Raw genomic sequence first — 25270 nt, forward strand, 5'->3', positions numbered from 1 at the left:
AGCGCGTACGGGACGGGGGCGGGGTCGGCGGCCGGTCAGGCCGATCCTGCCCCTTGCGGCGCGAGGGTGAACGGCAGCAGCGCCACCGTTACGTTGTCGTGGCCCCCGCCGTCCAGGGCGTGGCCGACCAGCACCTGGGCGCCGTGCAACAGGCGCCCCGTGGCGTCCGACGGCACGACCCGGGCCATGTCGTCGGCGGCCTCCGCGTAGTTCCAGAGTCCGTCGGTGCAGACCACGACCACACCGGGGCGGTCGGGCTTGAACGCGGAGGTGTGCGGCTCCAGTTCGTACGCGTCGGCGCCGAGCCAGCCGGTGATGGCGTGGGCGCGCTCGTCCGCGTACGCCTCGGCCTCGTTCATAAGCCCCGCCGCCACCATCTGGGCCGCCCAGGAGTCGTCCTGGGTGAGGCGGGCGGGCGGGGACGTGCGGTCGTCCGGCACCCAGTACGCCCGGCTGTCGCCGACCCAGCCGACGATCAGCAGGCCGTCGGCGACGACCGCGCCGACGATGGTGCAGGCCGGGGCGTTCTGGTGCCTGTGCGGATCGTGCTCCATGGCGCCCTGACCGGGCTCCTCGGCGAGCGCGTTGACCGCCTCGGCCGCCGCGACGATCGCCTCGTGCATGGCCTGCTGCGGGTGGGTGCCCCGGGGGAGGGCGGCGAGCAGCGACTGGTTGGCCGCGTGCGCGGCGGCGGCGGAGGCCTCGTCGGGGCGGGTCGCCGAGGAGACGCCGTCGCAGACGATCGCCAGGGTGGCGGGGGAGCCGTCGGGCAGCGCGGTGGCGGAGACGGCGAAGGCGTCCTCGTTGCGGTGGTGGCGCAGGCCGCGGTCGCTGACGGCGGCGACGGTGGAGAGCTCCTGCTCCATGTGGTCGCGCTCGCGGGGCTGCGCGTGCCCGCAGTTCTCGCAGTAGCCGTCGGGGTCCACGTGCCCGGCCCGGCAGGCGACGCACAGCTTCGTCCCGGCGGGCGGCGTGGCGGTCCGCGGGTCGGCCGGCGGCTGTGCGGGTGCGGGTGGGGGTGCGGGTTGCGCGGCGGCGGCCCGGGGGTCGGGTGCGGCGAGCGCGAAGTCCCCGTCGGCGGTGGGGGCGGGCGCGGGGGCGGTCCCCGCGGCGAGGGCCGCGAGTCCGTCGCCGGAGGTCGCCGCGGCGTGCGGCCCGTCCGTGCGGACCGGAATCGTCGGCAGGTCCCGCGCGGGCGGCGCCACAGGCATCTCGGGCACCTGGGGCACCTGCGCCTGCGCGGCATGCGCCTCGTGCGCTTGCGGCGGGGTGCCGGGGGCGGCGTACGGGGGTGTCGTCGGGAGGTCGTGGCCGCCCGAGTCCGTGCCGGGGAGGTCGCCCGGGTGCTGGGTCGACGTGGAGAGCGCGCCCGGCTCGCGCGACGGCGGTTCGGGCCAGCTCACCGGCGTACCGATCGCCACGGTCGGACGGTCGGGCTCCGGCGCCGCCGCCGGTACGGCCGACAGGTCGTATCCGCACGCGCCACAGAAGCGGTCACCCGTCTCCAGCGGTTCCGCGCAGCCCGGGCAGGCGGAGAGGTCGTGCTGGGGCATCTGGGACATACTCACACCCACGTCCGGGGGCGGAAACGGTTGGCCCGCTCCACCAGTTCGATCCTCTCCTCGCCCCGCTGAGCGAGCCGGGCGAGCACCCGGTACGAGCGTTCGAGGCCGAAGCGCAGTCCGCGCTCGTCCAGTTCACTGCCGAGCAGCAGCGTGCCGCCGGGCCCCGCTCCGGGACTTCCGGAGAGTACCCAGTCGAGCGCCGTGCCGAGGACCTCCGTCGACAACCGCTCCCGGCGCACCGGGTCCAGACCGAAGCCCTGGAGCGCGGATACCTGGGCCGCGGCCGCCGTGAGGTCCTCGCCGAGCGGCTCGTGCGCCGCTCGCCGCCGCAGCCGCGCCCGTACGGCGGCGACCCGGGCCGCGGTGTAGTGGATGGACGCCTCCGGTACGGACTCCAGGGTCCGTACGGCTCCGGTGCGGTCGCCGGCCGCGAGCCGCACCCGGGCGAGCCCGAACGCGGCGCTGACGTAGCTCGGGTCGGTCGCCCACACCAGGCGGTAGTACTCGGCGGCGTTGTCCAGCTGGCCGAGCACCTCGGCGCAGATGCCGAGGGCCAGCTTGGGCGCGGGCTCGCCCGGGAAGGCGTCGTAGATCGCGTCGAAGGAGAGCGCGGCGTTCTCGTGGTCGCCGGTGACCAGGGAGCTGACGCCCCGGTACCAGACGACCCGCCAGTCCTCGGGGTACTGCTCCTCCAGCGTGGCGAGCGCGCCCGCCGCGGCGCCCAGGTCGCCCATCTCCAGGCGGGCCCGCAGCTCACGCAGCCGCAGTTCCACGGAGGGCGCGGGCGCGGAGCGCAGGGCGCTGATCAGCTCGGCGGGTGCGGAGGCCATCAGGCCGGCGAGGAAACCGGCGTTCGGGTCGCCCGGGTCCACCCGCGGTACGGGCAGCGCGAGCGCGGCGGCCCGCCCGTCGAGCGGCTTGAGGAAAGCTCCCGCTCCGGGCAGGGCTCCAGCCGCAGGGACGGCGGGCCCAGCCCCCGGCACGCCTCCGGGCCCAGCCCCCGGCACGCCTCCGGGCCCAGCCCCCGGCACGGCTCCGGGCACAGCGGCTCCGGTACCGGCCACCGGCACAGCGCCCCCCGGCACAGCGCCCCCCGGCACAGCGCCCCCCGGCACGGTTCCAGGCAAGGCCCCGGGCAAGGCACCGGGCACAGCGGCTCGGCCGCCCCGCTTCCGGCCGCCGCTCGGGCGGCGGGCGCCGAGCAGGGAGACGTCCTCGGTCTGTTCCGCGAACAACTCCGTGTCCGTCACGCGCACTTCCGTGCCGAACAGGGTGGACAGCGCCGGGCGCGGGCGGCCCGACTGGAGGGCGACGACCTCGCGCAGGACGCCCGTCAACTGGTCCGCCATCTCCTGCGCGGAGGCGAACCGGCGGGCCGGGTCCGGGTCCGTCGCGCGGACCAGGAGACGGTAGAACGACTCGTACGTCCGGAAGACCTCGATGTGCTCCGGGTCGGGCAGCGAGTCGACGAAGACGTTCGTGTAGCCCTGGAAGTCGAAGGTCAGGACGGCCAGCGTGCGCGCCACCGTGTAGAGGTCGCTCGCCACCGAGGGGCCGACCTCGGCCACCTCCGGCGCCTGGTAGCCGACCGTCCCGTAGATCGCGGACTCGTCGTCGTCCATCCGCCGGACCGCACCCATGTCGATGAGCTTGAGCTGGTCCTCGGTCTGGATCGCGTTGTCGACCTTGAAGTCGCAGTACAGCAGGTTCCTGCTGTGCAGGTGCCCGAGCGCCTCCAGGGCCTCGATCCCGTACGCGCAGGCCTGTTCCACCGGCAGCGGATCGCGCCGGCCGTCCGGCGTGCGGCGGTCGTTGGCGATCTCCTTGAGCGACTTGCCGCCGACGTACTCCATGACGATGTAGCCGTCGAGGGAGCCGGTGCGCTGGTCGAGGTGCTCGACGAAGTTGTAGATCCGGACGATGTTGGAGTGCTCGATCTCGGCGAGGAAGCGGCGCTCGGAGATCGCCGCGGCCATCGCGTCCTGGTCGCCGGTGTCGAGGAGGCCCTTGAGGACCACCCACCGGTCCGAGACCGCCCGGTCGACGGCGAGATAGATCCAGCCGAGACCGCCGTGCGCGAGACACCCGGCGACTTCGTACTGCCCGTGCACGATGTCCCCGCCGCGCAGCTTCGGCACGAAGGAGTACGGATGCCCGCACTTGGTGCAGAAACCCTCCGTGCGGCCCGGCCGGTCGCCCCGGGCACGGCCCACCGGAGCCCCGCAGTCCGAACGCGAGCAGAATCGCTTCCGCTCGGGGACCTCCGGGTTCTCCATCACCGCCGCGCGCGGGTCGGGACGCGGCACCTCCGGGATCGTCACCAGACCCGCGCCCAGCCGGTTCCGCCCGGACTGCGCGGTCGAGGAGCCGGAGCTGCGCACGGAGACCGAACGGCCGGTGCTGCCGCCCGACAGCGAACGCGACAGGCGGCCGGAGACCGAACGACGCGACGTCGAGGAGCGCGAGGAGCGCGAACTGGACCGGGACGAGGCGCGCGAACCGGACCGGGAGGAGCTGGAGCCCGCACCCGCCTTGCCCGGCACGGCCATCCCGGTCGGCGTGGACGCGAGCAGGCCGCCGGGCGCGACCACCGGGGCGAGCCCGCAGGTGTCGCAGTACAGCTCGCCGCCGCCCATGTCCTCGTACGACCCCTCGCACGACGGACGCTGACAGGTGCTCACCACTGCCTCCCCGCTCACCACTGACTCCCCCTGGCATCTCTGGGCCCCGACAGGACCTCCGCCGCGGCCTGCTGGTAGCGCAGCACCGCCTGCTCGGCGACCCTCAGGTCGCACGGCGCGCTCCACAGCATCCGGCGCGCCGTGTCGTACCGCTCGATCAGCAGCGGGTCCTCCGCCGCGCCGAGCCGGGCCACCTTCGCCTTGTACGCGTCGAGCCGGCCGCGCAGCTCGGCGCGGACCGCCAGCGGCGCGGTGACTGCGGTCAAGGACTCGCGCGCCCGCATCAGTTCGTCCTCGGCCTCCCGCTCCAGGGACTCCAGGAGCGGGGAGAGCCGGTGCCACCGGGCGTGCCTGCGGTGCTCGGCCGCCGTCGCGAGCCGCTCCTGCAGCGCGGTCGGCGGGCCGCTCACGGCCGGCACCTCGGAGGCGGCGATCTTGGCGAGGACCTCGCCGCGCGCCACCCGCGCCTCGGCGAGCGTCCGGTCGGCCCGGGAGAGCACGTCCCGAACGCGCAGCAGCCGCTCCTCGGAGTCCTTGCGGACCGCGAGGACGGCCTCGATCTCCCGCCGGATGTCCTCCAGGGCGCGGGCCGCCCGGTCGTAGCGCGTGGTGTCGGGCCGTCCGCCGCCGGGCGCCGAACTGCCCGTCGCCGGCTGCCAGAAGGCCAGCGGATCGCTGATGACCTCGGTGCGCAGGGCGGTCAGCTCGGCCGTGATCGTCTCCAGTTCGTCGCCGGCCGGGTGCTCCCCGGGGCGTACGCCGACGGAGTGCGCGAGCGAACGGGTCCGCCCCAGCTCCGCGGCGAGCAGATCTATCCGGGCGGGCAGCGCGGACCAGACGGCGTCGGCGGTCACGACCACGTCGAGCGAGGACGCGTACAGCTCGTTCATCCGGCTCACCAGCCGCTCCAGCGTGAACCGTTCGGTGAGCACGGCGGGCCCGGTGACCGACGCGTCCGGCTGCCGGGCGCCGCCCGCGATCTGCACGCTCTCGCCGCGCAGCCGCTCGGTCAGCTCCACCAGGTCCTCGCGGCTCGACCAGCGCCGGCGCGCCCGCAGCTCACGGGCGTCGTTCAAGGCGTCGGTGTACGCGTCGAAGTACGTCCAGAGCCGCGTGATCGTGGACTCGGTGACCAGCCAGCGCTCCCGGGTCGTCCCGGTCAGCTCGGCCCCTTCGAGCAGCCTGCGGCCCGCGTGGTCCTGGAGTGCGAGGAGCGAGTCCTCGATCGCCTTGTGCTCCGCGCCGAGCCGCGCCAGCGCACGGTCCACCTCGTCCCGGTCCATCACCGGCCCGGGGGGTCCCGTGACGCCCATCGATCACCTCTCGCTCTACTTGTACTTCGGTGCGGGTGGCCCGGATATCCCGGGCAGGTCCGCCTTCAGCCACTTGTCGTACGCCTTCGTCCAGGCGCCCTGCCGGTACTGGACGAGGACCTGGTTGACCCGGCGGACCAGGTCGTCGTTGCCGAGCTTGGCCGCGACACCGTAGTACTCGGTGGTGAACGGCTCGCCCTTCAGCTCGACCGCCGGATCCTGGGCGGCCTGGCCGGCCGCCAGCGCGTTGTCCGTGACGACGGCGTCGACCTCGCCCAGCTGGAGCCGGGCCAGGCAGTCCAGCTGGTTGGGGACGGTGAGCAGGTCCTTGTCGTCCTTGGTGCCCTCGTGCGCGTCCTTGAAGACGGCGCCGAAGGAGTTCTTCTCCAGGGCCTCGTAGGCCGTGGAGCTGTCGGCCGTGCAGACCCGCTTCCCCTTCAGGGACGAGTCGTACCCGGTGATCGTGGAAGCCTTGGGGGCGAGGACCTGCTGGCCCACCTGGAAGTAGGCGGTGGAGAAGGCGACCTGCTGGATCCGCTTGCAGTTGATCGTCATCGTCCGTACGACGAGGTCGACCTTGCCGCTCTCCAGGGCCGCGATCCGCTGGTTGGTCGGGACGGCCCGGAAGATGATGTCGTCCTCGCTGCCGAGGATGTCCTTGGCGATCGCCTTCGCCAGATCGATGTCGAAGCCCTCGAGAACACGCTTGTCCGGGTTGCGGTAGCCCCACCGGAAGCTGTTCTGGTCGACCCCGACGATCAGCTTGCCGCGCGCCTTGATCGCGTCGATCGAGGGCCCGTCGGCGACCGAAGGCCGCAGCGAGGCCTCCGGGTCCTCGCAGCTGTCCGCCTTGACCTGCACACCGGTGCCGACGCCGGGGCCGGTCACCCGCGGCGGGCCGGAGTCGTCCCGCCCGCCGTGGGCGAGCGGCAGCAGGGTCAGCGAGGCCGTCAGCCCACAGGCCACGGCCATCGCCGCGACCCCGCCCCAGCCGCGCAACCGCCCCAGCGGCCGGCGGCCGAGGAGGCCTGCGCCGAGGAGACGTCCGCCGTGCCCGGCCGGGCCGTCCGGACGGCGGCCGTGCATCCCCGCGCCGTCGACGCCGCTTCGCATCCCGCCCCCTCTCACCGGTACTCCGACAGCCTGCGGTTGATGCCCAGAACGGCGCCCGCCGCACCCAGCACCCCGAGCGCGGCCGCGCCCAGCGGCAGCGCGGTCAGCGCGCCCCGGCCGCCCTCGGCGGCGCGGGTGAACTCCGACTGCTCATGGTCCAGCGCCCGCTTCAGGGCCGCGTCGACCTGGTCGAAGGACTGGCCCGTGGTGTCCTTCGGGCCGACGACCCGCAGCCGCGCCCCCTCGAAGTCGCCCGCGTCGTCCTTGGCCCGGGCGTCCCTGTGACGCTCCTGCCACTGCGCGGTGCGCTCCGCCGCCACGGCCAGCGGGTCGCGACCGGCGTCGTCGTCGGCCAGCTCCCTGGCCTCGGCGAGCGCGTCGATCAGCCCGTCCATGCTGGTGGCGTAGTCCGTCTCGTACTTGTCGTTCTTGCCGTCGTCGGTGAGGACCGCGCCCCGGGCGACCAGCGTCAGGTTCTCGTTGGCCCGCGCCTTGAGAGAGCTGATCCGGGCGGTGGTGAGCACCCGCAGGGAGTCCTGTCCGTGCTCCCGGGCCTCTTCGAGCCCTGCGCGCGCGACGCCGTGGGCGGCGAGGAGCCAGAGCAGGACGACCACGGAGGCGGCCGTGGCGGCGACGAGCCCCTGGTTGAACACCCGGTTCGTCCGGGCGCGGTCGCGGCGCTGCGCCCAGACCAGGGCGGCCAGGGCGAGTATCCCGAGGGCGAGGGAGAGGAACGGCCAGTCGCGGGCGTCCTGGTCGTCCTGGCTCAGCCGCGCGGTCTCCGCTTCGTAGAGCCGCTCGGCGGCCGGGAGCAGCTCCGTGGTCATCGTCCGGTTCGCGTACCGCAGATAGGCGCCGCCGAGCGGCAGCCCCTGGCGGTTGGCGGCCCGGGCCCGCTCGATCAGTCCGGTGTAGCGGGGCAGTTGCTCGTTCAGCGTGGTGATCTCGCGGCTGGCCTCGGCCGAACCCTCCGTGCCGGCCGCTGCCTTGACCAGGAGCCGGGAGGCGGTGGCGATGTCGTCGGCGTACCGCTTCTGGACGTCGGCGGGCTCCTGCGCGCCGGCCAGGAAGGCGCTGGCTGCGGCGGTGTCGGCGTCGGCGAGCGAGCGGTAGATGGCGGCGGCGTCGGCGCTCAGGGGCTGGCTGCGGCTCACCACGTCGTCGGCCGAGGAGGCCCGGTCGGCGACCTCGAAGGCGGTGACCGTGCCGAACGCGACGACCAGCAGGGCGAGTACGGCGCCGAGGATCTGGAGCCGGCCCGGTTCGGTCGTGGCGGCGCGGCGCAGCCGCTCGCGGACCTCGGCCCAGGTGCCGGGCCCGGCGGGCGGTGCCGCGGCGGGCGCCACCGACGGCTGCGCGGGCACGCCGGTGCCCGCACGCGCGGGCGCGGTGCCCTGCGCCGACGCGGGCGCGTTCGGCGGGTATGTCACGTGACCTCCCCCTCGGTCGATGACGACTGCCCGGAGGGCAGTATGACCTCAGGGGCCCCACCCGCACACCAGGATTGACGCGATCTTGCGCCTATCGTGCCCCATGACCCCACAACCCCCGCAGGCGAACCCCTACTTTGTATACGCCGCCCGGCCGGAATCGGTTCCACCACGTACGGGTGAACGGGGCGTCCCGCACCGGGAAACGCCCCTTGGAACTCCCCGTCGTTCCCGACCCCATGGGGCCCGTCAGGCGTAGTGGGCGCGCAGCCGGGCCGCCGCCTCCGGGCCCGCCGCCACCTCGTCGAGGGCGAGCAGCGCCGCGCCGAGGACCGGCGGCGAGGTGACGACGCCGACCACGGCCTTCGGCGCCTTCAGGGCCAGCAGCTCCGCGATCCGCGCGTCCAGGCCGGCGTGACGGGCGGCGAGCACGCTGCCGCCCAGCAGCACCGGCGCCTCCTCGTCGAGCAGCCCGAGCCGCCCGAGCGCGACCGTCGCCAGCGCGACGACCTCCTCCGCCTGCCGGTCCACCAGCGCCCGCGCGACCGGGTCGCCGGCCGCCGCGACCGCGAACAGCACGGGCGTCAGCTCGTGCCGCCGCCCGAAGGGGATCCGCCCCAGGTGCAGCGCCTCGATCAGCGCGTACATCGTCTCCAGACCGAAGTGCGCGGGCAGCGCGCGGGCGAGCTCGGTCGGCTCGCCCCGCCCGTCCTCCGCCCGCGCGGCGAACCACAGCGCCTCCTCGGCCAGTCCGCCCCCGCCACCCCAGTCGCCGGAGATCTTCCCGATCGCCGGGAAGCGAGCGGTCCGCCCGTCGGGCAGCATGCCGACGCAGTTGATCCCGGCGCCGCACACGACCGCGACACCGCGCGGCTCGTCGACCCCGGCGCGCAGGATGGCGAAGGTGTCGTTGTGGACCTGGACCGAGCGGCTCCAGCCCCTCGCCTCCAGGGCGGCGGTCAACCGCGCCTCCTCCACCGGGAGATCCGCGTTGGCCAGGCAGGCGGAGACGTGTGCGAACGCCAACGGCACCCCCGCCTCCGCCGCCGCCCGCCGCACCGTCTCCGCGAGCGCGTCGAGCGCCGCCTCCACACCGACCACCGGTGGTTGGAACCCGCCGCCGCGCGCCGCGCCGAGGAGGCTTCCGTCCACGCCGACGACCACGACGTCGGTCTTGCTGTTCCCGGCGTCGACCGCGAGGAGGGCGCCGTTCAGGTTCAGGCCCACGCGAGGTGCTCCCGGTTGTGCGCGATCAGCCGGTCCGTGAGCCCCTCGGCGTACGCGTACTGCCCGACCAGCGGGTGGGCGAGCAGCGCCTTGAACACCCGGTCGCGGCCCCCGCGCAGCGCGGCCTCCAGGGCCAGGTCCTCGTAGGCGGTCACGTTCGCGATCAGCCCGGCGTACAGCGGGTCGACCGGGGCCACCGGCAGCGGCGCGGCGCCCTGCGGACCCACCGCCGCCTGCACCTCGATCACGGCGTCGTCCGGGAGGAAGGGCAGCGTCCCGTTGTTGTACGCGTTCACCACCTGGTACGGCGACCCCCCGGCGCCCAGCAGGGAGGCGGCCAGGTCCACGGCGGCCTCCGAGTAGAAGGCGCCGCCCCGCTTGCCCAGCAGTGCCGGCTTCTCGTCGAGCGCCGGGTCTCCGTACATCTCGAGGAGTTCCTTCTCCATGGCGGCGACCTCGGCCGCCCGCGAGGGCTTGGTGCCGAGCTCCCGTACGACCTCGTCGTGCGCGTAGAAGTAGCGCAGGTAGTACGAGGGGACGACGCCGAGCCGGTCCACGATCGCCCGCTCCATGCGCAGGTCGTCGGCGATGGCGTCGCCGTGCTCGGCGAGCAGCCGGGGCAGCACGTTCTCGCCCTCGGGCCCGCCGAGGCGGACGGCCGTCTCCCAGGTCAGGTGGTTGAGCCCGACGTGGTCGAGGTGGACGTCGGCCGGTGCCACGCCGAGGAGCCCGGCGAACTTCCGCTGGAAGCCGATGGCCACGTTGCACAGGCCGACGGCCTTGTGGCCGGCCTGGAGCAGCGCGCGGGTCACGATGCCGACGGGGTTGGTGAAGTCGATGATCCAGGCGTCCGGGTTGGCACGCCGGGCCCGTTCGGCGATGTCCAGGACCACGGGAACGGTCCGCAGCGCCTTGGCGAGGCCGCCGGCGCCGGTCGTCTCCTGCCCGACGCAGCCGCACTCCAGCGGCCAGCTCTCGTCCTTCTCGCGCGCGGCCTGCCCGCCGACCCGCAGCTGCAGCAGGACCGCGTCGGCGCCCTCGACCCCGGCGTCGAGGTCGGAGGTGGTGACGATCCTCCCGTCGTGACCCTGCTTGGCGAAGATCCGCCGGGCGAGCCCGCCGACCAGGTCGAGCCGGTCGGCGGCCGGGTCGACGAGGACGAGTTCGGTGAGGGGCAGGGTGTCGCGCAACCGCGCGAATCCGTCGATCAGTTCGGGGGTGTAGGTGGACCCGCCCCCCACGACAGCGAGCTTCATATCGGTCAGCTAGCCCTTCACTCCGGTCAGTGTGACTCCCTCGACGAACGCCTTCTGGGCGAAGAAGAACACGAGGATCACAGGGGCCATGACCAGTACGGTCGCGGCCATGGTCAGGTTCCAGTCGGTGTGGTGCGCTCCCTTGAACGACTCCAGGCCGTAACTGAGGGTCCAGGCGCCGGGGTTCTCGGAGGCGTAGATCTGCGGCCCGAAGTAGTCGTTCCAGCAATAGAAGAACTGGAACAGGGCCACTGCGGCGATGCCGGGCTTCGCCATCGGGAGCACGACCTTGAGGAGGGTGCGCAGTTCGCCGCAGCCGTCGATCCTCGCGGCCTCGATGTACTCGTTCGGGATGGTCAGCAGGAACTGGCGCAGCAGGAAGACGGCGAAGGCGTCACCGAACGCCATCGGGACGATCAGCGGCCACAGCGTGCCGGAGAGGTCCATCTGCTTGGCCCAGAACAGGTACATCGGGATGATGACGACCTGGGGCGGCAGCATCATCATCGAGATGACGAGCAGCAGCGACAGATGCCTCCCGCGGAAGCGGAACTTCGCCAGGGCGTACGCCACGGGGACCGAGGACACGACCACGAGCGCGGTGCCGAGACCCGCGTAGAGCAGGGAGTTCCGCCACCAGGTGAGGAAGCCCGGGGTCTCGAAGACCTTGACGTAGTTGTCCCAGTGCCAGGTGTTCGGGGTGAGGTCCCGGGTCAGCGCCTGCTGGTCGCTCATCAGGGACGTCAGGAAGACGAAGACGAACGGCAGGACGAAGAAGAGGGCCGTGGCGATCCCGAGCGAGTGCACGGCGATCCAGTGCAGCAGCGACCTGCGGCGGGCCCGCTTCTCGGCGGGGCTCACCGCACGGCGGCCGGGGGTGGCGTCGGGGGTGGCGTCGAGGGTGGAGACGGTGGTGGTCATGGTTCAGTCACCCGAGCCGATCAGGCCGCCGCGCCTGCGCATCAGGAGCGCGGTGCAGGCCATGGAGAGGGCGAAGAGGACGAGGGCCACGACGCAGGCCGCGCCGTAGTCGAAGCGGCCGAAGCCGAGGTTGTAGACCAGCTGCGGCAGCGTCAGTGTCGAGTCGTCCGGATAACCGGGCTCGAAGGTCTGGCCGGAGCCGCCCATCACACCGGACGCGACCTTCGCGGCCACGATCGGCTGGGTGTAGTACTGCATCGCGCCGATGATGCCGGTGACGACCGCGAAGAGCACGATCGGCGAGATGTTCGGCAGGGTGACGTAGCGGAAGCGTTGCCAGGCCGAGGCCCCGTCCAGCTCCGCCGCCTCGTACTGCTCCTTGGGTACGTCGAGCAGCGCGGCCATGAAGATGACCATGAGGTCCCCGACGCCCCACACCGCGAGGACGGTCAGCGCCGGCTTGGCCCAGGCGGCGTCGTTGAACCAGGAGGGGGCGGGGATGCCGACGGCCTCCAGGAGCGAGTTGACCGGTCCCGTGCCCGGGTTGAGCAGGAAGACGAAGGCCAGCGTCGCGGCCACCGGCGGCGCCAGGTACGGCAGGTAGAAGAGGGTACGGAAGACTCCGGCGCCCAGCTTGATCTTGGTGATGAGCAGGCCGGTGCCGAGACCGAACACCACCCGGCAGGCGACCATGACGACCGCGAGCCAGAGGGTGTTCTGCATCGCCGGCCAGAACTTCGGCAGGTCGGAGAAGACGTACGTCCAGTTGTCCAGGCCCCGCCAGGTCGGCGGGTTGAGGCCGTCGTACTTCATCAGCGAGAAGTAGACGGTCGAGACGAGCGGGTACGCGAAGAAGACGCTGAAGCCGATCAGCCAGGGCGACATGTAGGCCGCCGTGCGAAGCGCCGACCGGCGGCGCTTCGAGCGGAGCGTGTGCGTGGTCATGCGGGCTACTTCGCCTGGGCGATGTCGCGGTCGATCTGGGCCGCCGTCTCCTCAAGGCCCTTCTTCAGGTCCTTGACCTGGCCCTTCTCGTACTTCTGGGCGAAGTCCTGGAAGGTGTCCTGGTACGTGGAGCCGTTCACCGCGCCGTCGGAGGTGGAGGACTCGGGGTGCTGGGCGATGTCCAGGAAGACCTTGAAGTGCTCGTCGGCCTTCAGCTTCGGCGACTTCAGGGCTTCGAGGGTGGAGGGGACGTTGCCGATGGCGTTGGCGAACTCCACCACCGCGTCGGTGTCCATGGTCATGTACTTGATCAGCTGCCAGGCCGCGTTCTGCTTCCTGCTCTGCGGTGCGAGGCCGATGATCGTGCCGGAGAGGTAGCCCTTGCCGTACTCGGCGACCTCGTCGTCGGCGACCGGGAGCGGCGCGACGCCGACCTCGAAGTCGACCTTGGCGTCCTCGATGAAGTTCAGCCGCCACTCGCCGTCCAGCTGCATGGCGACCTGGCCGGTGTGGAAGGGGTGCTTGGCGCCCCACTCGTCACCGAAGGTGGTGCGGTACCTGTCCAGCTTGGCGAAGCCGCCCAGGCTGTCGACCAGCGACTTCTGGTAGGTCAGCATCTCGGCGAAGCCCGGGTCCCTGGCGAGGAGCGACTTGCCGTTCTCGTCGAAGTACCTGTGGTCCCACTGCGACATGTAGTGGGAGGGGACGGTCTCGTAGCCGAGGTAGTTCGGCATGAAGCCGAGCTGCTCGTACGAGTCGCCCTTGGGCTTCGTCAGCTTCTTCGCGACCTCGCGGAACTGCGACCACGTCTTCGGCGGGGCGTCGGGGTCGAGGCCGGCCGCCCTGAAGGCGTCCTTGTTGTAGTAGAGCCCGTACGCGTCGGAGAGCAGGGGCAGCGAGCAGCGCTTGCCCTCGAACTGGGTGTAGTCCTGGAGGACCTTCGAGAACGTCTTGTCCAGGTCCACATTGTCCTTCTCCAGGAAGGGCTTCAGGTCCGCCAGCGCGCCGGAGTGGCAGAACTTGCCGACGTTGGACGTGGTGAAGGAGGCGGCCACGTCGGGACCGTTCGAACCGCCCGCGCGCAGCGCCTGGCTCAGCTTGTCGTCGTTGATGTTGCCGACGACCTTGACCTTGATGTTCGGGTGGGCCTTCTCGAAGCGGGCGACGTTGTCCTGGATCGCCTTGACCTCGGCGGGCGCTGACCAGCCGTGCCAGAAGGTGATCGTGGTCTTCGCGTTCGGATCGTCGCTCGCGCCGTTGTCGACGGAGCCGGTACAGGCCGAGGCGAGGAGCGCTATGGAGGCGGTGGCGGCGAGCGCGACGGCGGCTCTGCGCGGGCGTACGGGCATGGCGAAGTCTCCCTGTGGCGGAGGGGGCTATGGAGGGGCGGGTGACTGCTGGGGCTACGGGTGGTCCTACCGGGACGTGTCGAAGACCTCGTCACGGGTGGCGGCGAGGGCGCTTTCCAGGGCTCCGCGCAGCACGGGGTGCTCGGACACGTCCCCGAGGACGAGCCGGGGACGGGAGGCGGCGAGTTCGGCCAGCTCGGACTGGACCCGCTCGCGCAGGGGCTCCCCGCCGGCGACGATCACCTCGCCGGACAGGACGAGGAGCTCGGGGTCGAGTACGGCGACGAGGGAGGCGAGACCGGTCGCGAGGCGCTCGGCGTACCGGTCCAGGAGCGCCGCGTACCGCGGGTCGTCGCCGTGGTGCGCGGCGGCGTGGGCGAGCAGCCGGGAAGCGGTCGGTACGTAGGGCTGCTCGGCGGTCTCGATCCTGAGTGCCCGGGCGATCCGGGGCACGGCCTGGACGCCGGCGAGCTCCTGGAAGCCGCCGGAGTTGGCCTTGGTGACCTGCCGTACGAGCGGGGTGCCGGGCACGGGCAGGAAGCCGACCTCGCCGGCGCCGCCGGTGAAGCCGCGGTGGAGCCGGCCGCCCAGGACGAGGGCGGCGCCGAGGCCCTCCTCGTTCCACAGCAGGACGAAGTCCTGGTGGCCGCGGGCCGCGCCCCGGCGCTGCTCGGCGACGGCGACGAGGTTGACGTCGTTCTCGTACTCGAAGGGCATCGGGAGCACCGCCGCCAGCTCCGCCAGGAGCGTGGGGGAGTGCCAGCCGGGCAGGTGGGAGGCGTACCGCAGCCGGCCGGTCGCCGGGTCGAAGGCGCCGGGGGTGCCGATGACGAGCCGGTGCACGTCGGCCGGGGTGATCCCGGCGTCCTTGGCGGCGCCGTCGAGGGCGGTGGTGACCTGCCGTACGACGCCTTCCGCGGCGCGCCCGGGGGTCGGGAGCTCGAACGCGCCGACGACCTGGCCGGTGATGTCGGCGACGGCGGCGCGGATCCGGTGCGGGGTCACATCGAGACCGGCGGCGAAGGCGGCCCGGGCGTTGACCGCGTACAGCTGGGCGCTGGGTCCCGGCCGTCCCGCCGTGGTGCCGGTGGCGACGACGAGCCCGGCCGCTTCGAGCCGGGCGAGCAGCTGGGAGGCGGTCGGCTTGGACAAGCCGGTGAGCTTGCCGATCCGGGTGCGGGACAGGGGGCCGTGCTCCAGGAGCAGATCGAGGGCGGCGCGGTCGTTCATCGCGCGCAGCACCCGCGGCGTGCCGGGAGTCCCCGGAGTCGTACCGGGAGTCGTACCGGCCATGACGGACGCACCTGCCCTTCGTCTTCCCACGCTTCAGTTCACTGTGGAGGACCACTGCACTGTTAGGAAAGTTTCCTATTGGGTGGGAGGACCGTAAGGCGGCCTTCACCGGGCCGTCAATACCCCCGGACGCGGAACGCCCCCGCAGGCAACCAAAGCGTTACCTGCGGGGGCGTCGGAACGGGTCCGCGTGCGGCGGGCGGCTACTTCGAGAGGTTCGGCTGCGACGGCGGGATCGGGGTGGCCGCCGCCGACTGCGGGGAGGTCGCCGAGGAGAACGCCGAGGGAGCCGCCATGCCGGCCGTCGGGTCCGCCGCGGACTCCTCCGGCTGGGCCGGGACGCCGCCGACGATACGGATGCCCGCCGCGTCCAGGGCGCGCTTGATCCGCCACCGCAGCTCGCGCTCGACGCCCAGGGCCTTGCCGGGCATCGTCTTGGCCGAGACGCGGATCGTCATGGAGTCGAGCAGCACCTCGTTCAGGCCGAGGATCTCCACCGGGCCCCACAGGCGCTCGTTCCAGGGCTCCACCTTGGAGATCTCGTCCGAGACCTCGGCGATGATCTCGTTGATCCGGTCCAGGTCCTCCGTCGGTCGCACCGTGACGTCGACCGCCGCCGTCGCCCAGCCCTGGCTGAGGTTCCCGATCCGCTTGATCTCGCCGTTGCGGACGTACCAGATCTCTCCGTTGTCGCCGCGCAGCTTCGTCACCCGCAGACCGACCTCGATCACCTCGCCCGAGGCCACCCCCGCGTCGACCGAGTCACCGACGCCGTACTGGTCCTCAAGGATCATGAAGACACCGGAGAGGAAGTCGGTGACCAGATTCCGGGCGCCGAAGCCGATCGCCACACCCGCGACACCGGCGGAGGCGAGCAACGGCGCGAGATCGATCTTGAAGGCACCCAGGATCATCAGCCCGGCCGTGCCCAGGATCACGAAGGACGCGACCGACCGCAGCACCGAGCCGATCGCCTCGGAGCGCTGCCGCCGTCGCTCGGCGTTGACCAGCAGACCGCCGAGCGCAGTGCCCTCCACCGCCTGCGCGGAGCGGTTCATCCGCTCGATCAGCTTCGTCAGGGCACGGCGTATGGCCATCCGCAGCAGCAGCGCGACGACCAGGATGAGCAGGATCTTCAGACCGGTGTTCAGCCAGGTGGACCAGTTCTCCTCCACCCAGCCCGCGGCGTTCGTCGCCTTCTCCGCGGCCTCGTCCAGGGTGACGGGGACGGGCTGCGGATCGTCGGCGGTCGGCAAGGCGGACCAGGACACGTGGGAACCTCCGGGCGTGGCGTACGCGGACCCTCCACGTACACGGACCATCCACACTAACGGGGCATCCGATGTACTCCGTTGTCCTGTTCGAGGGAGAGACCGACCTCACCCGGGGAAGAACCGGGAGACGGTTTCCGTGTGGTCGAGAACACTTCCAGCCCGTTACCGGCACGTGGTAGCGCTCCGACCTGGCATGAGGAGAGACTGAGAGCAGTTCGTCCCGGCGCGAGCCACGCGCCGCCGGCGTATTAGGAGGCCATCCGTGCCGCATGTCCTGGTCCTCAACGCGTCGTACGAGCCCCTCGGCGTCGTACCGCTCCGCCGCGCGCTCGTCCTCGTCCTCGAGAACAAGGCACTCTGCCTCGAGGAGTCCGGCGCCTTCCTGCACAGCGAGACCCGCGTCATCGCCGCGCCCAGCGTGGTGCGGCTGAAGCGGTTCGTACGGGTCCCCTACCGGGGGCCCGTTCCTCTGACCCGCAGAGCGCTCTTCGCCCGCGACGGCGGACGCTGCATGTACTGCGGTGGCGTCGCAACCAGCGTCGACCACGTCGTTCCGCGCAGCCGCGGGGGTACGCACGCCTGGGAGAACGTCGTGGCGGCCTGCCGCCGCTGCAACCACGTCAAGGCCGACCGGCACCTGCGGGAACTGGGCTGGCGGCTGCGCCACCAACCCGCCCCGCCGAGCGGCCTGGCCTGGCGGATCATCGGAACCGGCCACCGCGACCCGCGCTGGCTGCCCTACCTCCAGCCGTACGGCGCGGACGACGTGATGGCCCGGATCGACGCCGTCTCCCCGGCCCCCACGGGGGCCGTGAAGACGGGCTGATCCGGGCCGTCGTGGTAGGGGGCCGGGGGGCGGTCGCGGGCTCCGGCCCGGGGCCGCCCGGGGCGGGGCCCCGGGGGGGCCTCCGGGGAGGGGCCTCCGGGGAGGGGGCTCCGGGGCGCCGGCCCTGGCCCACGGGCGGGCCGTGGCCCCACGGGCCTGCCCCGGCTTTCACGGGCCTGGCCTCCGGCGGGCCCCCGGCCGGTGCGGAGGGCAAAGCCTGGTCCCTGACCGGTTCCGAGGGCGCAGCCTGGTTCCCGGCCGGTGCGGAGGGCAAAGCCTGGTCCCTGACCGGTTCCCAGGGCGCAGCCCGGTCCCTGACCGGTTCGGAGCGCACAGCCTGGTCCCCGGCCGGTTCGGAGGGGCCCCTTCCGCTACTCCTCCGGTCGGCTCTCGCCCTTGGGCTGCTGCCCGGGCGGGGGCGGTGGGGTCGCCGGCTTCGGGGGTGGGGCGACCGCGTACGTCTCCACGGACCAGAGGGAGTAGCCGTACTCCGTCGCCCGCCTGTCGCCCTGCACCCGCAGGAAGCGGGTGTCCGCCGCGTCCATGCGGACCGACTCGCGGCCGCCGCGGCCGTCGGCGACGGTCGCCGCCGTGCGCCAGGTCCGGCCGTCGGCGGAGACCTGGACGCGGTAGCGGGAGGCGTACGCGTCCTGCCAGTGGAGGACCACCTGACCTATCCGGGCCGGTCGCGGGAGCTCCAGCTGCCACCAGGCGCCGTCCTCCGCCGGCGAGGACCAGCGGGTCGTCGGGTCGCCGTCCACGGCCGAGGCGGCCGGGAAGTCGGGGGTCTCGTCGCCGGAGGAGGAGGCCGTCGCCGTCCGGGCGAGGTCCGGGCCCGCCGTGAGGGGGAAGGCGCGGACCGTGAGCACCCGCTCCTCGCCAGCGAAGGAGACCGGCACCCGGTACGAACCGGCCGCCACGTCCGGCGCGACCGACACCTCGAGCGGCACCGTCGTCCGCGTGCCGCGCGGCACCAGGACCTCCTTCGGCAGCCGCACGGTGACGCCCTTCGGTGCCCGCGCCGTCAGCGGCCCGCGCACCTCGCCCGCGCGCCGCCCCGTCAGCCGGACGTCCACCCGCCGCGCCGGGCCGCCGATCTCGGCGTCCGTCTCGCCGCGGGCCAGCTCCAGCTCGGCCCGCGGCTCGTCCGCGAACCACGGCACCAGGGACCGCACCTCGGGGGCCGTACCGCTCCACACGACCCGGACCGCCTCCGCGCGCAGCCCCTTCGCGTCCGTCTGCGTCCAGCCGGAGGCCGACAGCGGCCCCAGCGAGCGCCACCCCTCACCGGGGACGTACGCCTCCACGCGCGCGTGCGGGTCCGCGCCGCCGGCCCCACCCGCGCCGCCAGCGCCACCCGCGCCCGGCTCCGTCATCACGGTCACCGTCTCCACCGGACGGGAGCGGTCGAGCCGGAGCGTGTACGAGTCCTCGGCGCGGTCCACCGGCTGCCGGCGGCCCCGGTCGGCGCCCGTCCAGGCCGCCGACTCCGCCACCGCGCGCGTGAGGAAGGGATCGAGGACGCCCTTGCCGACGGTCACCTCGCTCGCCTTCAGCGCCTCCCGCAGCGGTTCGAGCCGCAGATGGGCCCGCCAGGCCGCCGCGCCGTCGCCGCGCGCCTGGGCGAGCAGCATGTCGACCGCCGTCTCGCCCGCGAGGCCGTACCGCGACAGCTGCTCCAGCCAGGGCCGTACCTCGTCGTCGAGCGTGCCGTCCGCCGTCGCCGCCAGCCGCCCGGGCGCCTCCCGCATCACGGTGAACGCGGCCCGCAGCTCGCGCGCCGCCTTCTCCCGGGCGCCCTGGTCCGAGGCGGTGCGGCTGTTCCAGAACGCGGCCGTCAGCGGCTTGAGATACGCCGACTCGCCCGCCGGGTCCAGGATCGAGGACGCGTCGTTGCCGGCTAGGGCGCGCAGCGCCTCGCGGGCCGCCGGATCGGGACCCGCCAGCTCGTCGACGGCGGCCCGCCAGGACTCCTGGGGCCGGTAACCCTTCGGGTTCCAGGCGTAGTCCGCCGCCGTGAAGAGCGGGATGCGGGAGACGGCGGCCTGCTCCATGGCGTTGGCGAGGAACGCCGCCGAACCGGCCGCCACGGCCGGCTCGCGGCCCATGGAGGGGCCGAGGAAGAGCCGGTCCTCGGCGTAGTCGTTGACCGGGTAGTTGTCCATGGTGACCAGCGGACGGCGCAGCGCGTCGCGGGCGCCGGCCAGTTCACGCCCGGTGATCGTGCGGGGAACGACGCCGACGCCCGTCCAGGCCACCTGCACCCGGTCGTCGAGCCGTTCGGCGAGCGCGGTGCGGTACTCCGTCGCGCCGTCCTGGTAGTACTCCGTCGGCATCAGGGACAGGGGTTGCGCGTCCGGGTACCGCTCGGCCAGATGCCGGGCCACGGCGCTCGCCACGCGCGCGTGGGCGGTGGCGGCCGCCTCCGGCCCGCGCCCGAACGTGTCCGCGTCCTTCGAGCAGTGCCACTCGGTGTAGCTGACGTCCTGGAACTGCAGCTGGAAGGAGCGCACGCCCAGCGCCCACATCGCGTCCACCTTGCGGATGAGCGCCTTCACGTCGTCGTCCGAGGCCAGACACATCGACTGGGCGGGCGCCACCGCCCAGGCGAGCGTCACATGGTTGGCACGCGCCCGCTCCGCGAGCTCGCGGAAGGCGGCGCGCTGCTCGGCCGGGTAGGGATCGCGCCACTGCGTCTGGCGGTACGGGTCGTCACCGGGCGCGTAGAGGTAGCGATTCTGCTTGGTGCGGCCCATGAAGTCGAGCTGGGCCAGCCGCTGTTCCCGGGTCCAGGGATGGCCGTAGAAGCCCTCGGTCAGGCCGCGCACGGCGGTGCCGGGCCAGTCGCGGATCCGGACACCGGGGACGCGGCCTCCGTCGCCTCCCTGCCCGCCCCGCCCGCCCGTGAGCTGACGCAGCGTCTGGACGGCGTGGAAGAGGCCGTCCTCGCCGACCCCGTCCAGGACGACCGTGTCCCGGCCCTCGAACCGGCCGGTCGCGAGACGGTAGCCGCCTCGCGGGAGATCGGCCCGTTCCGGCACGCGCAGCGCCCGCAGGGCATCCTGCGCCCCCGAGTCCTCGGAGTCCGAGCCGCGGGGCCCGGCCGCGCGGACGACGGTCCCGGCGCCCGGCAGGGACGTGTGGACGGTCCGTACGCCCGCCGCGCGCAGCACCTCGCGCAGCGCGGCGACGGCGTACGGATCGGCGTCGGCGTCCGTGAGGAGCGTCACCTCGTCACCGAGCGGCACCGGGGAGCCCGTGGGCGTGAGGGACTGTGGGCGAGGCCACACGGAGGGCACGGCCCGCTGCTCGTCGGGGGTGGTCACCGGCGAGACCGGCGCGGCATGGGCGAGGCCGGGGAGGCCGGCGCCCAGGAGACCGCCGATCACCGCGGCGGCCACGGCCGACGCGGTCCGCTTCCTGCGCCCGAGGTGCACGGGGGACTCCTTTTTGTCACGAGGGGGTTACGAGCCCACCACCCGCCCGCCCGAGGTGTCAACGCCGGTGGTCGATGTGTCTGCTTTGCCCGGCGGCCTTTCGGCGAGGTGGCACTCCTCCACCAACTTCGGCCGGTAAAACGGGGTGCGCTGGGTAGGGCTTCAGTCGTTGTCTCTCTGGTCCCACCTTTCGAGACGAATCCGAGACGAGACGAAACGGGAGCCCCTCATGTCCGTGACCACCCCCCACGCCGCTCACTCCAAACAGATACCGGTCCTGATCCCGGGACCGCTGACCAGCGAACCCCCGCTCGCCGACGCCACGCCCCTCACCAGCGAGCCGCCCATGACCTACGCGGCCCCTCTCACCAGCGAACCCACCGCCCCCGGCACGGCGGGCGGCACCGAGTCCCCCGGAGTCTGACTCCCCCTCGGGCCGCTCCTCCCGGCCCCGGAGCCCTCGGAGTGTGAAGTGACCCTGGCCCGCCTCGCCGCCCTCCATGGCGTCGCCACCTCGTACGAACCCTCCGAGGGCGTCACCGTCCAGGTGCCCGACGCCACGGTCGTCGCCGTGCTCGGCGTCCTGGACGTCGACGCGTCCACGCCGGAGGCGGTCGCCGCCTCGCTCGAAGCGGCGCTGCGCGACGACCGCGAGCGCGTGCTGCCGCCCACCCTGGTGTGCTGGCAGGACGGCCCGATGGGCCCGCCGGAGGGCCTGCCGCCCGGCACCCGGCTCCGCGTCACGACCGAGTCCGGCGAGGTGCTTGAGGAGACGGACTGGGAGCACACCGACTGGGAGCGGCTCCCGCTCGGCGTCCACCAGGTCGACGCCCTCGCCCCCGAGGGCCGGGGCGGCCGGAGCACCCTCATCGTCGCCCCCGCGCGCGTGCCCCGGCCCGAGGGACGGAGCTTCGGGCTGCTCGTCCAGCTCTACTCCGTGCTCTCCGCCCGCTCCTGGGGCATGGGCGACCTCGGTGACCTGCGCGAACTCGCCGTCTGGGCGGGGCGGACGCACGGCGCCGGGTTCATCCAGGTCAACCCGCTGCACGCGGCCGTGCCCGGGGCGCCCACCGACCCCTCCCCGTACCGCCCGTCCTCGCGCCGCTTCCCGGACCCCGTCCATCTGCGGATCGAGGACATCCCCGAGTACGGCTTCGTGGGCCCCGAGTACCGCGACGAGCTGGAGTCCGTCCTCGCCGACGCCAAGGAGCTGCGCGAACGGGTGCTGCGCAAGGGCGCCCTGATCGACCGGGACGCGGTGTGGGACGTCAAGCGGCGCGCCCTGGAGCTCGTACGGACCGTGGAGCTCGGGCCCGGCAGACGGGCCGAGTACCGCGACTTCCTCGCCGAGCGCGGCCGCGCCCTGGAGGACCACGCCACCTACCGCGCCCTCGCCGAGCGCCACGGGCACCACTGGCGGTCCTGGCCCGAGGAGCTGCGCGACCCCCGTTCCGCGGCGGAGGCCGTCCGCGCCGACGAGGAGCTGACCGCCCGGGTCGACTTCCACTGCCGGCTGGCCTGGCTGACGGACCGGCAGCTGGCCGCGGCCGGCGAGGCGGCGCGGGCCGCCGGGATGGCCGTCGGGATCGTCCACGACCTGGCGGTCGGCGTCCATCCGGACGGCTCCGACGCCTGGGCCCAGCAGGACGCCTTCGCCGCGGGCATGTCGGTCGGCGCCCCGCCCGACGCCTTCAACGCCCGCGGCCAGGACTGGGGCCTGCCGCCGTGGCGCCCGGACGCGCTCGCGGCCTCGGGCTACGCGCCGTACCGCGGCCTCCTCAGGGAGCTGCTGCGCCACGCGGGCGCGCTGCGGATCGACCATGTGATGGGCCTGTTCCGCCTCTGGTGGGTGCCCGAGGGGTGCGAGCCCACCGAGGGGACGTACGTCCGCTACGACTCCGAGGCCATGCTCGCCGTCCTCGCCCTGGAGGCCCACCGGGCGGGCGCCGTGGTCATCGGCGAGGACCTCGGCACCGTCGAGCCGGGCGTGCGGGAGCGGTTGGCGAGGCGCGGGGTGCTCGGCACGTCGGTCCTCTGGTTCGAGCGGGACTGGGCGGGCGGCGGACGGCCGCTGATCCCGGAGGAGTGGCGCACCGACTGCGTGGCCACCGCCACCACCCACGACCTCCCCTCCACGGCGGCCCGCCTCAGCGGCGACCACGTCGCCCTGCGCCACCGGCTCGGGCTGCTCACCGGCGACCTGGAGCGCGAGCAGGGCCGGGACGCGGCCGAGGTGCGGGAGTGGCTGGGGTACCTCGAGCGCCTCGGACTGCTGCCGGAGGGCCCGGGGGACGAGGAGGCCGAGATCAGGGCCGTCCACCGCTTCCTGCTGCGCACCCCGGCCACGATGGTCGGGGTGTGGCTGCCGGACACGGTAGGGGACCGGCGCCCGCAGAATCTGCCGGGGACCTGGGACCAGTACCCGAACTGGCGGCTGCCGGTGGCCGGCCCGGACGGGCAGCCGCTCTCCCTGGAGGAGCTGGCCACCTCGCCGCGCCTGCACCGACTGCTGAGCGTCTTCGAGTCCCGTACGGCACCCCCGGACGCGCGGGCGGTTTAGGAGTTCGCTACGTTTGCACCGTGGACAAGAAGAACGCCCTGCGCGCCGGTGCTGTCGCGGCCGGTACGACGCTGATGATGCTGCTCATGTCGTCCCCCGCGCTCGCGCTCACCCGCGACGACGGTGACGACCCGGCCCCCAAGCTGAGTGTCGTGGAGACCCTCGGCCTGTACGTGGCCGCGCCGATCGTGCTGTTCCTGGTCATCGCCGGTCTGGTGATGGTGCTCGACAAGTCCAAGAAGCAGGTCTGAGCGGCTTCCAGCAGGTCTGAGCACCAGCCTCGGCTGAATCTCTTCGACGGCGCCGTACGGGTACGCGAGTACCGTACGGCGCCCTCGCATGCGCGGGCGCCGGACCCTGAGCGACCAGACGCCTAGACGGTGGTGGCGAGCAGCTTGCGCAGCAGGGCGGCCAACTGCTCCCGCTCCTCGGGGGCGAGCGCTGATTCCAGCGCCTCGCGCTGCTCCGCGAGACCGGCCGCGACGGCCTGGTCCACCAGCTCGCGCCCGCGTTCGCTGAGCGTCACCCGCAGCCCGCGCCGGTCGTTCGGGTCGGGGCTGCGGCTGAGCAGCCCGGCCTTCTCCAGCTTGTCCAGACGGCCCGTCATCCCGCCGGTGGTGATCATCAGGGTCGCGGTGAGCTCGCGCGGCGAGAGCGTGTACGGCTCACCCGAGCGCCGCAGCGTCGCGAGCACGTCGAACTCCCCGAGCGCCATGCCGTACGGCGCGTACGCCTTGTCCACGCGGCCGCGCATGGCGTTCGCGAGGCGGTAGATCCGTCCGAAGACGGCCATCGGGAGCGTGTCCAGGTCGGGGCGGACGGCCGCCCACTGGTCGGTGATGGCGTCGACGGCGTCGTGAGCGGGGGCTTCGGTGCGCTCCATGGCGGCGGTCTCCTCGGTCGGTCGCCTCGACGGCGGTACGGCGGTGCGGCGGTACGTCGGTACGTCGGTACGTCGGTCCAGAGTAAGCCACTCACGGTTAAGCCAGTCAGTCGTAACCCACTTAATGGAAACCCACTTGCGGATAAGTAGCTTAGAGCTAAGCTACTTACAGCCAAGCAAGCCGCGCCACGCGAAAAACAGGGGGGACCCGTCATGTCCCGTAAGGCCGCCGTCGTCGCACTCACCGCGCTCGCCCCGATCTCCTGGGGCTCCACCTACCTCGTCACGACCGAGTTCCTGCCGCCCGACCGGCCGCTCTTCACCGGCCTGATGCGTGCCCTGCCCGCCGGGCTCCTGCTCCTCGCCGTCACCCGCAAGTTGCCGCGGGGCACCTGGTGGTGGAAGTCGGCGGTCCTCGGCGGCCTCAACATCGGCGCCTTCTTCCCCCTGCTCTTCCTCGCCGCCTACCGCCTGCCCGGCGGCGTCGCCGCCGTCGTCGCCTCCGTGGGCCCGCTCTTCGTCGTCGGCCTGGCCGCCCTCTTCCTCGGCGACCGGCCCACCTCGCGCTCCCTGCTCACCGCCATCGCGGCCGCCTTCGGCGTCAGTCTGGTGGTCCTGAAGGCCGGAGCCGCGCTGGACCTCGTCGGTGTGGTCGCCGGGCTGCTCTCCGCCCTGTCGATGTCCGCCGGTACCGTCTTCACCAAACGCTGGGGGCGGCCCGAAGGGGTCGGCGCGCTGGCGATGACCGGCTGGCAGCTCACCGCGGGCGGCCTCATGATCCTGCCGATCGCCTTCCTGATCGAGGGCGCCCCGCCGGCCCTCGACTCCACCAGCCTGCTCGGCTACGCCTACCTCGCCTTCGGCAACACCGCGGTCTCCTACTTCCTCTGGTTCCGCGGGATCGAGCGGCTCAGCGCCTCCTCGGTGACCCTCCTCGGCCCGCTGTCCCCGCTCACCGCGGCCGTCATCGGCTGGGCGGCGCTCGGTCAGGCGCTGGGCCCGGTGCAGCTGGTGGGCATGGCGGTGGCGTTCGGGGCGACGCTCTTCGGCCAGCTGGGCGGCCCCCGCGCCCCCCGCGCCCCGCGCACCCCCCGCACCCCTGCCGTGAAGCCGCTCGTATCTTTCAGCTCAACTGAAAAGAACGCTCAAGAACTTTCGATGGACCTTGAGGGTCCGGTGGTGCGACGGTAGGGCCAC

At 73.2% G+C, this 25270-nt stretch carries 19 protein-coding genes; 5 read left to right on the forward strand and 14 right to left on the reverse strand.

The window, feature by feature from the left end:
* Positions 1-35: 35 nt before the first annotated feature.
* From ACF06X_RS01690 to ACF06X_RS01745, 12 genes are all read right to left on the reverse strand, one after another.
* On the reverse strand, positions 36-1562 hold the full coding sequence (locus tag ACF06X_RS01690; RefSeq protein WP_392285173.1) for a protein phosphatase 2C domain-containing protein: 1527 nt from the start codon (positions 1560-1562) through the stop codon (positions 36-38).
* A gap of 2 nt (positions 1563-1564) precedes the next feature.
* Positions 1565-4201 (reverse strand): tetratricopeptide repeat protein, encoded by a 2637-nt coding sequence (locus ACF06X_RS01695; protein ID WP_392285937.1) that lies wholly within the window; start codon positions 4199-4201, stop codon positions 1565-1567.
* A gap of 59 nt (positions 4202-4260) precedes the next feature.
* Positions 4261-5559 (reverse strand): hypothetical protein, encoded by a 1299-nt coding sequence (locus ACF06X_RS01700; protein WP_392285174.1) that lies wholly within the window; start codon positions 5557-5559, stop codon positions 4261-4263.
* Between the two features lie 15 nt (positions 5560-5574).
* Entirely contained in the window at positions 5575-6531 is a 957-nt protein-coding gene (locus ACF06X_RS01705; protein WP_392285938.1) for a glutamate ABC transporter substrate-binding protein, read from the reverse strand.
* Between the two features lie 152 nt (positions 6532-6683).
* Positions 6684-8102 (reverse strand): hypothetical protein, encoded by a 1419-nt coding sequence (locus ACF06X_RS01710; protein ID WP_392285175.1) that lies wholly within the window; start codon positions 8100-8102, stop codon positions 6684-6686.
* A gap of 249 nt (positions 8103-8351) precedes the next feature.
* On the reverse strand, positions 8352-9323 hold the full coding sequence (locus ACF06X_RS01715; RefSeq protein WP_392285939.1) for an N-acetylglucosamine kinase: 972 nt from the start codon (positions 9321-9323) through the stop codon (positions 8352-8354).
* Positions 9320-10585: a 6-phospho-beta-glucosidase gene (locus ACF06X_RS01720; protein WP_392285176.1), complete on the reverse strand. Its 1266-nt coding sequence runs from the start codon at positions 10583-10585 to the stop codon at positions 9320-9322. The genes ACF06X_RS01715 and ACF06X_RS01720 overlap by 4 nt, the downstream gene beginning before the upstream one ends.
* Before the next feature lie 9 nt (positions 10586-10594).
* Positions 10595-11506: a carbohydrate ABC transporter permease gene (locus ACF06X_RS01725; RefSeq protein ID WP_392285177.1), complete on the reverse strand. Its 912-nt coding sequence runs from the start codon at positions 11504-11506 to the stop codon at positions 10595-10597.
* Between the two features lie 3 nt (positions 11507-11509).
* Complete coding sequence (locus ACF06X_RS01730; RefSeq protein ID WP_392285178.1) at positions 11510-12451, reverse strand: carbohydrate ABC transporter permease; 942 nt, start codon at positions 12449-12451, stop codon at positions 11510-11512.
* A gap of 5 nt (positions 12452-12456) precedes the next feature.
* On the reverse strand, positions 12457-13800 hold the full coding sequence (locus ACF06X_RS01735; RefSeq protein WP_392285179.1) for an ABC transporter substrate-binding protein: 1344 nt from the start codon (positions 13798-13800) through the stop codon (positions 12457-12459).
* A 66-nt stretch (positions 13801-13866) separates the two neighbouring features.
* Positions 13867-15093, reverse strand: coding sequence for an ROK family protein (locus tag ACF06X_RS01740; RefSeq protein WP_392285180.1), 1227 nt, complete (start codon positions 15091-15093; stop codon positions 13867-13869).
* A gap of 203 nt (positions 15094-15296) precedes the next feature.
* Positions 15297-16364 (reverse strand): mechanosensitive ion channel family protein, encoded by a 1068-nt coding sequence (locus ACF06X_RS01745; RefSeq protein WP_392285181.1) that lies wholly within the window; start codon positions 16362-16364, stop codon positions 15297-15299.
* 265 nt (positions 16365-16629) lie between these two features.
* Here ACF06X_RS01745 and ACF06X_RS01750 point away from each other — a divergent pair, with 265 nt between their 5' ends.
* Positions 16630-17193 (forward strand): HNH endonuclease, encoded by a 564-nt coding sequence (locus ACF06X_RS01750; protein ID WP_392285182.1) that lies wholly within the window; start codon positions 16630-16632, stop codon positions 17191-17193.
* Between the two features lie 371 nt (positions 17194-17564).
* On the opposite strand, the gene ACF06X_RS01755 is transcribed toward ACF06X_RS01750, so the two are convergent.
* Positions 17565-20630, reverse strand: coding sequence for a beta-N-acetylglucosaminidase domain-containing protein (locus ACF06X_RS01755; RefSeq protein WP_392285183.1), 3066 nt, complete (start codon positions 20628-20630; stop codon positions 17565-17567).
* Between the two features lie 229 nt (positions 20631-20859).
* On the opposite strand from ACF06X_RS01755, the gene ACF06X_RS01760 reads away from it, so the two are divergent.
* From ACF06X_RS01760 to ACF06X_RS01770, 3 genes are read left to right on the forward strand one after another with little or no spacing between them, the layout of a single operon-like run.
* Complete coding sequence (locus tag ACF06X_RS01760; protein WP_392285184.1) at positions 20860-21054, forward strand: hypothetical protein; 195 nt, start codon at positions 20860-20862, stop codon at positions 21052-21054.
* Positions 21055-21102: 48 nt separating this feature from the next.
* Entirely contained in the window at positions 21103-23190 is a 2088-nt protein-coding gene (gene malQ, locus ACF06X_RS01765) for a 4-alpha-glucanotransferase (protein ID WP_392285185.1), read from the forward strand.
* 20 nt (positions 23191-23210) lie between these two features.
* Positions 23211-23441 (forward strand): hypothetical protein, encoded by a 231-nt coding sequence (locus tag ACF06X_RS01770; RefSeq protein WP_392285186.1) that lies wholly within the window; start codon positions 23211-23213, stop codon positions 23439-23441.
* Positions 23442-23563: 122 nt separating this feature from the next.
* Here ACF06X_RS01770 and ACF06X_RS01775 read toward each other — a convergent pair whose 3' ends face one another.
* Positions 23564-24073: a MarR family winged helix-turn-helix transcriptional regulator gene (locus ACF06X_RS01775; protein WP_392285187.1), complete on the reverse strand. Its 510-nt coding sequence runs from the start codon at positions 24071-24073 to the stop codon at positions 23564-23566.
* Positions 24074-24286: 213 nt separating this feature from the next.
* Between ACF06X_RS01775 and ACF06X_RS01780 the strand changes: the two genes are divergently transcribed.
* Positions 24287-25264, forward strand: coding sequence for an EamA family transporter (locus tag ACF06X_RS01780; RefSeq protein ID WP_392285188.1), 978 nt, complete (start codon positions 24287-24289; stop codon positions 25262-25264).
* Positions 25265-25270: the final 6 nt, after the last annotated feature.

Origin of the sequence: Streptomyces sp. NPDC015346, assembly GCF_043078785.1 — a bacterium.
Classification (GTDB): Bacteria; Actinomycetota; Actinomycetes; order Streptomycetales; family Streptomycetaceae; genus Streptomyces.